This is a genomic window from Wolbachia endosymbiont (group B) of Dolichovespula media, assembly GCF_947179505.1.
Classification (GTDB): domain Bacteria; phylum Pseudomonadota; class Alphaproteobacteria; order Rickettsiales; family Anaplasmataceae; genus Wolbachia.
Map to the genome: position 1 here is coordinate 12,840 of NZ_CAMXBR010000003.1, position 13,771 is coordinate 26,610.

Consider the following 13,771-nt stretch of genomic DNA (forward strand, 5'->3'; position numbering starts at 1 on the left):
AAGGAATCGTATGACAAAAATTATAGCAAAAGAATATACAGAATTTTTAGAGCAGTTGAAAGAACAGATTGCTACTAGTCGTTATAAAGCAGCACTAGCAGTAAATAGCAAGCTTATTATGCTTTACCACTATATTGGTGCAGAGATCTTAAAGCGTCAAAAAGAATATGGCTGGGGAGCCAAAGTAATTGAGCAGTTAAGTAGAGACTTAAAGGCTGAGTTTCCAGAAATGAAAGGTTTTAGTCCTAGAAATTTGAAGTATATGCGTAAGTTTGCTGAGGAGTATTCTGATATTGAATTTGTGCAGGAGCCTCTTGCACAATTAACTTGGTACCATAATGTTACTCTTTTAGAAAAGATAGAGAGTCGAGAAACAAGGTTGTTTTATATAAAAGAAGCAATTGAACATGGCTGGTCAAGAAACATTATGGTAATGCAGATTGAACTTGGGTTGCATAAGCGTCAGGGAAAGGCTATCACTAATTTTAAAGAGAAGCTGCCTTCGCCTCAATCAGATTTAGCGCATTACACATTAAAGGATCCATATATTTTTGATTTTTTAAGTATAGGAAAGGATGCTCATGAAAGAGAAGTAGAAAAAGGGCTTGTAGGGCACATGGAGAAGTTTTTGCTAGAGCTTGGTGAAGGATTTGCATTTGTTGGTAGGCAGTTTCACTTAGATGTTGGAAATAAAGACTTCTATATTGATTTATTGTTTTACCATTTAAAGTTACGTTGCTTTGTAGTAATTGAGCTAAAAGACAAAGATTTCAAGCCAGAATATGCAGGTAAAATGAATTTTTATCTTTCAGCCGTTGATGATTTACTAAAGCATGAGACAGATCAACCATCTATAGGATTAATTTATGCAAGTCAAAGGATAATGTACTAGCTAAGTATACACTTAAAGACATAAATAAACCGATAGGGTTGGCAGAATATAAAATTACTGAAAATCTACCAGAGAATATAAAAACAGCTTTGCCAACAATAGAGGAATTAGAAGCTGAGTTATCTAAAGTTTCAGATCAGGAAAAGTAATGCTATTAAAATCGTTCAAGCAATTATTTAACAAACCAAAGATAAAAAGCTCAGCGTGGGATGCAGCAGGTTCAGGAAGAAGATTTTTTCACTTTCAACCAGAGTCAGGAAGTATAAACAATTTGCTGTCTCAAAGCCTTGAAACTTTACGTAGTAGATCACGTGATATGGTGAGAAAAAATCCATATGCAGCAAATATCATTGATACAATAGTAAGTAACTCTATTGGAACAGGAATAAAACCGCAATCAAAAGCAAGAGATGGAGAATTTCGAAAGAAGGTGCAAGAATTATGGCTAAAATGGACAGATGAAGCAGACAGTAACGGAGTAAGTGATTTTTATGGATTACAAGCTCTAGTATGCAGAAGTATGATAGAGGGAGGAGAATGTTTTATACGTTTAAGAACGAGAAAGCTGGAAGATAGATTTTCTGTACCACTACAACTGCAAGTACTTGAGTCTGAACATTTAGACAATAAAACAAATCAAACTTTAGCAAATGGTAATGTAATAAGAAACGGGATTGAGTTTAACAAGCTTGGGCAAAGAGAGGCATATTACTTATTTAGAGAGCATCCAGGTGAAGGTTCATTTGGAGAATCATTTAGAGTACCGGCAAATGATGTTTTACATATCTACAAACCTTTAAGACCTGGACAAATTAGAGGGGAACCTTGGCTTTCTAATATACTGCTGAAGCTTTATGAACTTGATCAATACGATGATGCAGAATTAGTGAGAAAAAAGACAGCAGCGATGTTTGCAGGGTTTATTACGAGACTTGATCCTGAAGCAAATATCATGGGGGAAGGTGAAAGTAATGAGCAAGGAGTAGCATTATCCGGTTTAGAGCCAGGAACAATGCAGCTTTTAGACCCAGGAGAAGACATAAAATTTTCAGAGCCATCTGATGTTGGAGGAAGTTATGAAGCATTCATGAGACAGCAACTCAGGGCAATAGCGATTGGTACAGGGATAACATATGAACAGCTAACAGGAGATTTAACAGGTGTTAATTACTCATCAATCAGAGCAGGATTAATAGAGTTTCGTCGTCGATGCGCTATGCTGCAACATAACATTATAGTATTCCAATTTTGCAGACCAGTATGGAGTAGATGGCTAGAACTTGCCACTTTATCTGGAGAGCTTTCTACAACAGATAATCAAATATTTAAAGATGTAAAATGGATACCACAGGGATTTGATTGGGTAGATCCACTGAAAGACCAGCAAGCACAGCAAATGGCAGTAAGGAATGGATTTAAGAGTCGATCGGAAGTAGTATCAGAAATGGGTTACGATGTAGAAGAAATTGATCAAGAAATAGCAGAAGATCAAAAGCGTGCTGATTCTCTCAACCTTTTCTTTGATTCTGATGTCAGGACACAAACAAAATAAATCTCGTTTACTTTATGGAAATTTTACAAACCAACTGGCTATGTAGGCCGATGATGATAGAGCAAAAAAGCTTTGACCTGTTGTCACTATATAACGGAAAACAACCTATCTTTAAAAATATAAAACATGCAGTAAATCAGAATATAGAAAAAACAGCAGTAATAGCAATACATGGAATTTTGACCAAAAAACCAGGAGCTTTTGACGATTTTCTGGGAATGACATCATATGAGAAAATTCAAGAAGAAATAGAAGAAGCATTATCAAACAAAGATATAGAAACTATTCTGCTTGATATAGATAGTCCAGGAGGAGAGGTAAATGGAGTATTTGACTTAGCTGATTTTATTTATGAATCAAGAACAAAAAAGAGAATTATTGCAATAGCAAATGATGATGCATATTCTGCTGCGTACGCTATAGCCTCTAGCACTGAGAAGGTATTTGTGAGCAGAACTTCTGGTGTGGGCAGTATTGGAGTAATAGCAAGTCATATAGATCAAAGTAGGTTTGATGAAAAATGTGGAATAAAATATACCACAGTATTTGCAGGAAGTAGAAAAAATGATTTAAACCCACATGAGCCAATAACGTCTGAAAGTCTGGAAAGCTTACAAAAAGAAGTAGACCGACTATATGAAATGTTTGTGCAGCTAATAGCGAGGAACAGAGGTCTTTCAATTGAAAAGATTCGATCAACGGAGGCAGGGCTATATTTTGGCGAGAGAGCAGTAGAAATAGGTGTTGCAGATGGAGTTACAACATTTTTTGAATTTATCAATAATCATAGGAGTGTTAGTATGACAACTAATGAGTTAACTGATGAAGGCTACGAAAACTGTCGTAGAGAAATTTTAGAGATAATAAGATTATGTAATATGTCAAAGATGCCAGAAAAGATAGGAGAATTTATTGAGCAAAGCGTAAGTGTTGAACAAGCCAGGGAAGTTTTAATGGAACTGCTAGCAGAGCGAACGAAGAAGACAGAAATACTGAGTGCAATACCACAGAATTCAGGAGAAGATTTAATGATACAGGTAGCAAGAAGTCGTAGGAGTTAAAGTATTTTTATAACCACCGTATATAGCATTGATAAAAGCGGCGGTAAGAAGTTAAGGAGAGAAATTTATGAGTTGTATAAGCGAACAAAATAATCTAGGTGACTTATTAAAGTATGAAGCATCAAGTCTATATTCAAGAGACCAAATAACTGTAGCGAAAGATCAAAATATTAAACTTGGTACAGTAGTTGCCAAGAAGACAGATGATGGTTTTATTAGAGTGCTGAACCCCACTGGAACAGACGGCACACAAACAGCAGTAGGAGTAATTACAACCGATATACATAGCAAAGATTCTGATATGAAAGGAGTAATTATTACTCGTGGTGCAATACTAGCAGATCATGCAGTGGTGTGGCCAGCAAATATCACTGAAGAGCAAAAAAATGCAGCAATAAAGCAACTTGAAGGACGAGGGATCATTATCCGTAAAGCAGTCTAAGGCTATATTAAACAATAAAAAACACAAAGGGGGAAAATAAAAAATGCAAAATCCATTTACAAACACAGCATTTAGCATGACGGCACTAACAAATGCGATAAATATATTGCCGATAAATTATGGACGAATTGAAAATTTAAATTTGTTTCCAAGTAGATCAGTAAGATTTAGACATATTACCATAGAAGAACACAACGGAGTATTAAGTTTATTACCAACACAAATACCAGGAGCACCAGCAACAGTAGGAAAAAGAGGAAAAAGAAAAGTAAGAACATTTACGATTCCACATATTCCTCACGATGATGTAGTGTTACCAGAGGAAGTACAGGGAATAAGAGCATTTGGGTCAGAAAGTGAACTGAAAGCGCTGGCAGATGTAATAACTGACCATTTGCAGCTAATGAGAAATAAACATGCAATAACGTTGGAGCATTTGCGTATGGGAGCGCTGAAGGGAATAATTTTAGATGCTGATGGGTCGGAATTATTAAATCTGTACAACGAATTTGAAATAACACCAAAAGTAGTAAATTTTGCCCTTGGAACAGCAACAACTGATGTAAAGCGTAAGTGCTTGGAGGTATTGCGACATATTGAGGATAACTTAAGTGGTGAATATATGACGGGAATTCATGCACTGGTAAGCCCTGAGTTTTTTGATGCATTAACTTCCCATAGTAAGGTGAAAGAGGCATATGAGAGATGGCAAGAAGGAGCAGCGCTAAGGAATGATATGAGGTCAGGATTTACATTCTGCGGAATCACATTTGAGGAATATAGAGGGCAAGCAACTGATCCTGAGGGAAATGTAAGAAGGTTTATTGAGAAAGATACAGGGCACTGTTTTCCAGTAGGAACAGCAAGCACATTTACAACATATTTTGCACCAGCAGATTTTAATGAAACAGTGAATACTCTTGGACAGCCACTCTATGCAAAACAAGAGCCAAGAAGATTTGATAGAGGGACTGATTTGCATACACAGTCGAACCCTCTGCCAATGTGCCACCGCCCGGCCGTTTTGGTCAAGGTCGTTGCAACATAAAAATACTGATAGAGCAACAAAAAGGCAGTTAGTATTCTATCAGCATATAGCGTACTGATGAAAACTTAATGAATAAAATAGAAGAATGCAAGAGAGTATTAAGCGATTATTTAAAGATTGTCTTATCCATTTAGGGGAGTTAGCTTTATATGAGTCAAAGAATAAGTCATATATGGTACAGGTATTAAAGCAACAGCCAGATAAATTATACGAGATTGGTGAAGGACAATTTGTGGGAGAGATGCTTTTTCTTGAGGTAAGCATTTTTGATATACTGAGGCCAATTGTAGGAGATATTTTTGTTATAGGTGATTGCAAATACAAAATACACACACCACCACTTAGAGATAAATCTGGAATGGTCTGGCGAATCGAAGCGTATGGGGTGTAAAATGTGTGCGCCAAGAAGTGCGTAAGGAACAGTTGGTGAAAATCCAACACGGGTAAAGCTTAGCCAGCAACCTGGAACAAACCATTATGCTGCGTAAGGTAACGAGCGTAGTAAAGCTAATGGAATGGACAACATAGGGTGCAACGAAAGTGAAGGTATTGAGTCCCGTAATTCACGCGTCATGGGGGCCGACACTTTACATTTGGTGGAAGGCAACATGGGTAATAACGCTAAGGAAAGATATTACTCACCCCATCGGGATCGAAGGCCGCGTCATGTGTTGAGATGGACCTTACGTGAACTTGGGAGATCCTTTGTATTCCTGTAAGGGTACTCTGGAACAAGTCAATAAAGGCAAGGACTGGAGGAAGATGCAAAGGAAGTCGGACTAACTGATAGTACTCGGAGTGTGGGAAAGCCACATACAAGGGGAAGCGGTTAGCAATATAGTGACTGGTATAGGGATTGCTATACCAATACAACAGAGATTGGAGGAGTATGCAAGGAAAACTAAACCAGATAGCAGTAAGGGCTAAGCAAGATAAGCGAGTAAAATTTACATCGCTAGTTCATTTGATTAATGAAGAGAATCTTGCAGAGTGTTACAAGGAACTAAAACGCAACAAGGCTTGCGGTATAGATCGTGTGACAGTGGAAGCTTATGGAGAAAATCTAGAAGAGAAACTTAGAACGCTAGTGGATAGTATGAAGAGAAAGCAATACCGACCGCAACCAGTGAAAAGGGTATACATACCCAAAATTGGAAGCAAGGAAAAACGCGGTCTCGGAATACCATCAACAGAAGAAAAGTTGGTACAGGTAATGCTAAAGAAGATATTAGAAAATATTTATGAAGCAAACTTTATGGACAGCTCGTATGGATTTCGACCAGGAAGAAATTGTCATCAGGCGATAAACGCTCTAGATAAAGCAGTTATGCACAAACCAATTAACTATATTGTAGAAGTGGATATCAAGAAGTTCTTTGATAATGTTCAACATAAATGGCTAATGAATTGTCTAAGGGAACGAATAGCTGACCCAAATTTATTGTGGTTAATAAAACGATTTCTAAAGGCAGGAATAGTCGAAGTTGGATGTTACAAAGCAACCGATCAAGGCACACCACAAGGTGGTATAGTAAGCCCTGTATTAGCTAATATATACTTACACTATGTGCTGGACTTATGGTTTGAAAAGAAATTTAAGCCAAAAGCCAGAGGATATATACAGCTAATAAGGTTTTGCGACGATTTTGTAGTTGGCTGCGAGAGGGAAGAAGACGCAAAAGAATTTCTAGAATTACTGAAACAAAGACTAAGTAAATTTGGATTGGAAATAGCTGAAAATAAAACAAAAATAGTAAAGTTTGGTAAGAAAGAATGGTATCAAGCAGAAAGAGAGAAACGTAGGACGGCTAGCTTCAACTTTCTAGGATTTACACATTATTGTGGAAAAAGTCGTAATGGTAAACTTATGATGAAGCAGAAAACTTCAAAAATAAGCCTAGCTAGAAAGATTAAAGAAATCAAAGAGTGGTTGAAGATGGTACGAAGTCGTATCTGTCTCAAAGATTGGTGGCAGAAACTTAAAGCCAAACTAACAGGACACTATAGCTACTTCGGAGTTAGCGGAAATTATCGGTGTTTGATTCAATTCAATCGACTGGCAACAAAGTTAGCATTTAAGTGGATAAACCGACGTAGTCAAAAGAAAAGTATCGATTGGGAACAATTTATACACTATTTAAAAGTAAATCCATTACCAAAACCAAAGGTATATGTTTCTTTATACACAGGAGCACTAGTGTGAACGCTGTATTGTGGAGCCGTGTGCGGGAAATCCGCAAGCACGGTTCTTTTGGGGAGACTATGGTTATGAGACCAAATCGCTGATTTCAAGGTCATAAGTCTCTACCAGACCTGTGCATATAGAAGTTAATAGTAATGAGGTAATAGAAAGTGTAAATGCTAAAAGAAAAAAAATAGAATTAGCAATAGTGAGAGCGTTAAACAGAACAGCACTATGGCTAAAATTGAAGACAGCAAAAGAAATTAGTGAGGAAAAGAAGATAAAATTAAGTTTGATAAGAAAGAGATTAAGAATTTTTAAAGCAAAAACAAGCAGATTAGAAGTGTTAATTAGAGCAAATCTCTACGACATTAGAGCATCGATAATTGGTAAAATACAAAAAACAAGAAGAGGATCGAAAGTAGGAAAGCATGAGTTTATAGGAGGATTTGCAGCAGTTATGCCAAAAGGAAATAGCGGTATTTTTAAGCGTGAAGGAAGAACAGCCCTGCCAATAAAGGAAATTAAGTTGCCACTAGAACCTGAGGCTTCAAGGATAATAGGAAATCTTGTTAATTATGAGGTTGAGGAAGTATTTACAAAATTTTTTGAACGTGAATTGAGCTATAAAGGATGAATTTGAAAGATTTACATCAAGCAATTTGTACTAAGTTAAAGGAAGAAATACCGGCTATACAGACATGTGAAATTTATCCAGCAATAAGAAAAGAATTAGTAGCGCCAGCGGTGTTTGTGGAACTAGCAAGTTTAAAACCAGGTAAAGATCCAGGTACTGAAGAATTAGCTCTGAAAGCAAGATTTGAAGCACGAATTGTGATTGATAGCACAATAGAAAATGCCCCTATTATTGTCAGAACATTAGCTGCTGAGGTTGCAAGAGTAGTAAATAAAAATACTTGGAACGTGAAGAATGTTTCGCCAGGAGAATTTATCTCTGCGGAAATTGACGGATTTAGGCCGGAGTTAGATGCGTATTTAGTGTGGATGGTGGATTGGGTGCATAGAATACACGTAGGGCGATCTATTTGGAAAGAAGGAAAATTTATCCCACACAAAATAGAAATCGGTGAAATAAATGTTAGAAAGTAATTTTGCAATTTCGGAATTACAGAGAAAACTGGCCAACATTGTTCGTATAGGAGTTGTAAAAGAAATAGATTATGAAAAAGCAAAAGTAAGAGTGAAAATAGGAGAACTTTTAACAGATTATTTACCGTGGATAACGAGCAAAGCAGGAAAAGATAGAGATTGGTCTCCGCCAGATATCAATGAACAAGTTGTGGTATTTTCTCCTCTTGGCGAATTATCGTTAGGAGTGGTGTTAGGAGGGATATACCAGGAAAAATACCCTGCATCAGAGAATAAAAAAGAGGTGAGTAGCTTAACATTTCAAGATGGAACAAAGTTGTCATACGATAAAGATAAACATCATTTAGAGATTGAAGTAGTAGATAAAATAACACTGAAAGCTGGAGAATCGAGTATAGAAATGACAAAAGAAAGAATAAAACTTAAGGGAAGGAGAATAGATCTAAACTAGCATATGGGTAAAGCAATCGTTTGTGTAGGGGATAATTGTACAGGAATACCGGTTCATGTTTGTATGAGTGGAAGTGAAGACGTATTTGTAAATAGTAGATCTGTGTGTCGTAGGGGTGATATCTTGACTATAGGGGAGACACTAACGCAAGGGTCAAACAGCGTATTTGTGAACGGTATGGAAGTAACAAGAACAGGAGACTTGGTATCGTGTAGTTTTAAAGTGATAGGTGTTAGCAAAAATGTATTTGCAGAATGAGAGGCATGAATGCTAGCACGGGAAAGGAATTGGAAGGAATAGAACATTTAAAACAATCAATTACTGATATTTTAACCACTCCTATTGGATCACGTATTATGAGAAGAGAGTATGGTTCTCGATTATTTGAATTAGTAGATAAGCCAATAAATAGAGATTCAACTTTGGAAATCTATGCAGCAACAGCAGAAGCACTGGGGAAATTTGAGAAGAGATTTAAGTTAGAAAAAGTAAAGATTGCTGAAGCTAAAGAAGGAAAAATGACTCTTGTACTTGAAGGTATGTATCTTTCAGAAGGCAAATTCATAGGTATTAGTGGAGTAGTTGTTTAGAAATGCAGACATCTAATATTATTGAAAAACTAAGCTATGAGGAAATCTTTTCCAGAATGAAGGAGGAGTTAGTGTGTAGAGATGAAACCTTTTCAGCGTTAGTAGAAAGTGACCCAGCGATGAAGGTATTAGAAGTAGCAGCATGGAGGGAATTGTTACTAAGACAAAGAATAAATGAATCAGCACCGGAACAGACAAAATCTGTTAAACCAGAAAGAAACGTCCTAATGCACATTGCAGTAATTTTTGGATATAATTTTATGAAGAAGTGCTTCTGCAGTTATAATCGAGTTCGCAATGGTGCAATAAATGCCCGTGGATCAGTATGATTTTGGAAGGGACGGTCAAACCATTGATGGAGCTTCTTAGCTACCTCGTTTAGAAGATTGTGTAATATAACCGCCCCAAGCTAAAGCACTTCTTCATTATAAGGTATATATAAGGGATTTTATATGGCAAAAGCAAAAAGTAAATTAGAAGTAGTGAATCCTAATGCAGCAGGAATTGATATTGGTTCATCTGTACATTATGCATGCGTACCAGAAGGGAGAGATAAACAACGCGTTCAAAAATTTGGGTGCTTTACAGTAGATCTTCATAACCTAGCAAAGTGGTTGAAAAAGTGTGAAGTTAGAACGATAGCCATGGAATCAACAGGAGTATATTGGATTCCTTTGTTTCAAATACTTGAATCATATGGATTCGAAGTTAAACTGGTAAATGCACGACATGTAAAAAATGTACCTGGAAGAAAATCAGACGTTCAAGATTGCCAGTGGTTACAGCAATTACATAGCTATGGGTTACTTCAAGGATCATTTAGGCCTGATAACCAAATTTGTGTACTACGTGGTTATAATAGACAACATGACAACCTGATAAAAAGTGCAGCTGTACACACTCAACGTATGCAAAAAGCATTAATTCAAATGAACATTCAATTACACAAGGTTATTAGTGATATTACAGGTGTAACTGGTATGCGAATCATTAAAGCAATAATTGCGGGTGAAAGAAACTCTAATAGATTGGCTGAATTGAGTGATAGACGAATAAAAAATGACAGATCAACCATAGCAAAAGCACTAACAGGTGACTATAGAGAAGAGCATTTGTTTACATTAAAGCAAGAATACGAAGCATATACTTTTTTTCAAGAGCAAATAAAAGAATGTGATAAAAGTATGGAAAACTATTATAAAACACTTGAAACAAGATCAAATGAAAATAAGCAATGCAGTAAAGTAAAGAGGTCTGCAGGAAACAAACCAAACTTTGCTGCACACGAAGAATTGTATCGAATAACTGGCATGGATTTCACCAAAGTTCCAGGGCTTAATACATCAAATATACAGACCATCCTCTCAGAAGTTGGTCTTAATGCTAATAAATGGCCATCAGAAAAACATTTTACTTCTTGGTTGGGATTATGTCCATTTAATAGGATTACAGGAGAAAGAGTGATTAGAAGTGGAACTCGTAAAGTAATTAACCGTGCTGCAAATGCTTTTCGACTTGCTGGTTATTCTATGTTGCACAGTAAAAGTGCATTAGGTGCGTACTGTAGAAGATTGAAAAATCGATTGGGAGCACCAAAAGCAATAACTGCTACAGCAAGAAAATTAGCATGTATTTTTTATCAAATGCTGAAATGTGGACAAGAATATGTAGAAAAAGGAATGGATTATTATGAAAAGTTATATAAGGAAAGAGTAGTAAAGAATCTGGGTAAAAAAGCCAATGAATTTGGTTATATCCTGATAAAAAAAGATGAGCTGATAGGGGAAGTTTCTTAGAAGTAAAGAGCAATTTACTAAAATTTGCGAAAGGAGAAGATCTTGATAATTTAGCTGAATTTTATGGAGTAGAGAGAGAAAAAGAAGAAGAGGACGAACGATTTAGAAAGAGGGTAAAAGCAAAAATAGCAGGTTGGTCAACAGGAGGAAGTAAGGAATATTATAAATATCATGCACTGTCAGCAGATAGTAGAGTAAAAGATGCACTAGTAGAATCACCTATACCAGGGAAAGTACAAATTTCAATCTTATCAACACAAACTGGCATAGTGTCAGAAGAGCTACTAGAAATTGTAAAAAAGCAGGTTACTAGAGATGATATAAGGGTTTTAACTGATACAGTAACAGTAATAGGTTGCAATATTATGGAAATAGATATCCACAGTAGAATGAGCATAAGTCCTATAATATCAGAGGAAGAAATCAAGAAGCAGTTCATCAAGAAGTTTGAAGCAAGTAGAAGGCTAGGATGGAATGTTACAAGATCATGGATAATAGCAAATCTATTTGTAGAGGGTGTAGAAAATGTGGAATTAATCGAGCCAAGAGAGGATGTTGTGGTTCTGGGGAATGAGTGTGCAAATTTGCGAAATTTAAAATGCTATTGCCACTAAACGCAACAAAACAAGAAAAAGTATTGGTAGATGCGATAGATTATAAAGTAGATCCAAACTGTATCAGAGGATTTAAGTTTAGTCTTAAAGAAGAAACATTGCCGTGGATAATAGAAGAATATGGTTTAGAAGAGATACTGCGTTGGGTAAAAGATAGAAGAAAAGCCGTAGTAGAAGGAGTAAAATTTCAAAGACTACGTGGAACCCCAGCATCACTCAAAATAGCACTAAAGTGGGCAAATATAGAAGATATTACAATTATTGAAGAGCCACCCGGTAAACACTTTTTTGAGTTGCAAGTAGGGATAAAAGAGGTACCAAATGACTTCTTCGTAGATGCAGTAGTAGAGCTGGCAAAACTATCACTGCCTGTAAGATCCAGATTAATGAGGATTTTTAACGATTATTATAATGTGCAGAGATTTATATTGGATGAGAGTTTATTTGGAGATCTTCTTTCTGATTATTCAGGGGTAAAAATAGAAAAAGATGGACCAGTGTTATCGTTTGGAAGAGTAAATTTTTTCAGGTCTAGTGGTCCAGTTATTAGGATTATAGAAAACTATCTACGCGATCATTATGAACGAGCTTTAAGCAATGATATATATCGCCTAGATGTAGCAATCCTTGGAGAAACCGAGCCTCACACAAGGGATTATAAAGGCATCTATGAAAGAGATCATTTGTGGTACAACTTAAAAGCACTATATCCATTACCACAGAGTTTATTACCATCGATTAAATTTGCAAAAGCGCAGATTGTACTGTCAGATAGCTGGAAATTAGGAGAAATAAATAGCTGTTTTCCGGTTGGTAGAATAGAAGAAGAAGGAAATAAATTTGTATTGGGAAACGATAAACTTTCAGGGCAACATTGGAGTTTAAAACACAAGCCAATTTTAGAAAGGTTTAGCGTTACTCACCACTACAAAATAGAAAACTATACAGATCAGAAGATTACAAAATATGGTTTAGCAGAACACAACGTTTACTATAAAAATGATTTAGAGCAAAAAGACTCAATACACGAGTTAGAAAAGCACATTTTAGTATTTTACCCAGGAGTACTGAAGTGGCACGAACATCGACATTTGCACAGAAATTGGAAAAATAGTCAAGTAATATGTGTAATAAGTTAAATACTTATATTTAGATTCTCATATATTATATTAATAATAGGTAAAAGTGTATGAAATAAAAAGAAAAGGACTTGCTTTCTCATGCTAAAAAGGACATGACTTGAATAGCAGCAGGTAAATATAAGAAATTTGTCTGGCGCTAGAAAAGCTAATTTTGTGAGGTATGAAATGAGTTTTAGCAAGAGTAAGTTTTTTAAAGAAGTATCAAGTAACGATATTAATAAAAGAAATGAAGAAGGAGAGACGATCTTGCATCAAGCAGTAGAAATCTCTGATTATAAAACAGTGAGGTTATTAATAAAAAAAGGAGCAGATGTTAATGCAAGAGATAAAAATGGTTATACACCTCTGCACTGTGCAGTATTTGCAAAAAGTTTAGAAAATGTAAAAGTGCTGCTAAGAGAAGGAGCAGAAGTAAATGCCACTCAATATGTCACTGGATGTACGCCACTGCACTCTGCGTGCAAAATAGGAGGAGCAGGAGTTGAAATAATAAAAGAGCTGGTAAAGGCCGGAGCTGAAGTTAATCAACTGAATAAGTACGGTGCAACACCAATGTACTATATCTGGGAAAGTGAAAAGTATCGTCTATGTGATAGCAAAGAGAGTGAAAAGGCGAGTAAATTTTTGAGAGAAAAAGGAGGAATAACAAAAAGTAGAGAACTGACGTGCTATGGAATAGAGGGGCTAGTGGGAGAAATAGCAGACATGTTGAATGGAAGCTACATGCCGGAGCTAAAAATAATAGAGATAGGAGAAATAAGGAAGAGAGACAAATCGCTAATAAAGAAAGAATGTCAAAATTTAGCAAGCAAGATAATCAGCCAAGTGAATGCAATGATAGATGAGGTAGAAAATGTAGTAGGAAGAAAGGCTTAAAAAGGGGACTTGATT

14 protein-coding genes and 3 pseudogenes are annotated in these 13,771 nt (G+C 36.1%); all 17 read left to right on the forward strand.

The window, feature by feature from the left end; translation table 11 throughout:
• Nucleotides 1-10 precede the first annotated feature (10 nt).
• Nucleotides 11-1,041 (forward strand): annotated as a pseudogene (locus tag OM967_RS02620) (PDDEXK nuclease domain-containing protein).
• Nucleotides 1,041-2,444, forward strand: a complete 1,404-nt coding sequence (locus tag OM967_RS02625) for a phage portal protein (protein WP_264337557.1) — start codon at nucleotides 1,041-1,043, stop codon at nucleotides 2,442-2,444. The pseudogene OM967_RS02620 and the gene OM967_RS02625 overlap by 1 nt, the downstream one beginning before the upstream one ends.
• 14 nt (nucleotides 2,445-2,458) lie before the next feature.
• Nucleotides 2,459-3,505 carry a S49 family peptidase gene (locus tag OM967_RS02630; RefSeq protein WP_264337558.1) on the forward strand — a complete coding sequence of 349 codons (1,047 nt, stop codon included), beginning with the start codon at nucleotides 2,459-2,461 and terminating at the stop codon, nucleotides 3,503-3,505.
• Between the two features lie 67 nt (nucleotides 3,506-3,572).
• Nucleotides 3,573-3,947, forward strand: a complete 375-nt coding sequence (locus OM967_RS02635) for a head decoration protein (protein WP_264337559.1) — start codon at nucleotides 3,573-3,575, stop codon at nucleotides 3,945-3,947.
• Nucleotides 3,948-3,990: 43 nt separating this feature from the next.
• Nucleotides 3,991-4,995 (forward strand): major capsid protein, encoded by a 1,005-nt coding sequence (locus OM967_RS02640; RefSeq protein ID WP_264337560.1) that lies wholly within the window; start codon nucleotides 3,991-3,993, stop codon nucleotides 4,993-4,995.
• 85 nt (nucleotides 4,996-5,080) lie between these two features.
• Entirely contained in the window at nucleotides 5,081-5,386 is a 306-nt protein-coding gene (locus OM967_RS02645) for a head-tail joining protein (protein WP_143688821.1), read from the forward strand.
• 498 nt (nucleotides 5,387-5,884) lie between these two features.
• Nucleotides 5,885-7,198, forward strand: coding sequence for a group II intron reverse transcriptase/maturase (gene ltrA, locus OM967_RS02650; protein ID WP_264337348.1), 1,314 nt, complete (start codon nucleotides 5,885-5,887; stop codon nucleotides 7,196-7,198).
• A gap of 112 nt (nucleotides 7,199-7,310) precedes the next feature.
• Nucleotides 7,311-7,814, forward strand: a complete 504-nt coding sequence (locus tag OM967_RS02655) for a phage tail protein (RefSeq protein WP_405197049.1) — start codon at nucleotides 7,311-7,313, stop codon at nucleotides 7,812-7,814.
• Nucleotides 7,811-8,287, forward strand: coding sequence for a hypothetical protein (locus tag OM967_RS02660; RefSeq protein WP_264337571.1), 477 nt, complete (start codon nucleotides 7,811-7,813; stop codon nucleotides 8,285-8,287). Before OM967_RS02655 ends, OM967_RS02660 begins: the two co-directional genes overlap by 4 nt.
• Nucleotides 8,274-8,738 carry a phage baseplate assembly protein V gene (locus OM967_RS02665; protein WP_264337562.1) on the forward strand — a complete coding sequence of 155 codons (465 nt, stop codon included), beginning with the start codon at nucleotides 8,274-8,276 and terminating at the stop codon, nucleotides 8,736-8,738. Before OM967_RS02660 ends, OM967_RS02665 begins: the two co-directional genes overlap by 14 nt.
• Before the next feature lie 3 nt (nucleotides 8,739-8,741).
• The gene (locus OM967_RS02670) at nucleotides 8,742-8,996 is read left to right on the forward strand and encodes a PAAR domain-containing protein (RefSeq protein ID WP_264337563.1); all 255 of its coding nucleotides are present in this window, start codon (nucleotides 8,742-8,744) and stop codon (nucleotides 8,994-8,996) included.
• Nucleotides 8,993-9,328: a GPW/gp25 family protein gene (locus OM967_RS02675; protein WP_264337572.1), complete on the forward strand. Its 336-nt coding sequence runs from the start codon at nucleotides 8,993-8,995 to the stop codon at nucleotides 9,326-9,328. Before OM967_RS02670 ends, OM967_RS02675 begins: the two co-directional genes overlap by 4 nt.
• Nucleotides 9,329-9,330: 2 nt before the next feature.
• Nucleotides 9,331-9,510: pseudogene (locus OM967_RS02680) on the forward strand (baseplate assembly protein); the annotation flags it as partial.
• Between the two features lie 270 nt (nucleotides 9,511-9,780).
• Nucleotides 9,781-11,124, forward strand: coding sequence for an IS110 family RNA-guided transposase (locus tag OM967_RS02685; RefSeq protein WP_262986668.1), 1,344 nt, complete (start codon nucleotides 9,781-9,783; stop codon nucleotides 11,122-11,124).
• A 2-nt stretch (nucleotides 11,125-11,126) separates the two neighbouring features.
• Nucleotides 11,127-11,738 (forward strand): annotated as a pseudogene (locus OM967_RS02690) (baseplate J/gp47 family protein); the annotation flags it as partial.
• Nucleotides 11,723-12,877, forward strand: a complete 1,155-nt coding sequence (locus OM967_RS02695) for a phage tail protein (protein WP_264337573.1) — start codon at nucleotides 11,723-11,725, stop codon at nucleotides 12,875-12,877. The pseudogene OM967_RS02690 and the gene OM967_RS02695, both read left to right, overlap by 16 nt.
• Before the next feature lie 168 nt (nucleotides 12,878-13,045).
• Nucleotides 13,046-13,756 (forward strand): ankyrin repeat domain-containing protein, encoded by a 711-nt coding sequence (locus tag OM967_RS02700; RefSeq protein ID WP_264337574.1) that lies wholly within the window; start codon nucleotides 13,046-13,048, stop codon nucleotides 13,754-13,756.
• Nucleotides 13,757-13,771: the final 15 nt, after the last annotated feature.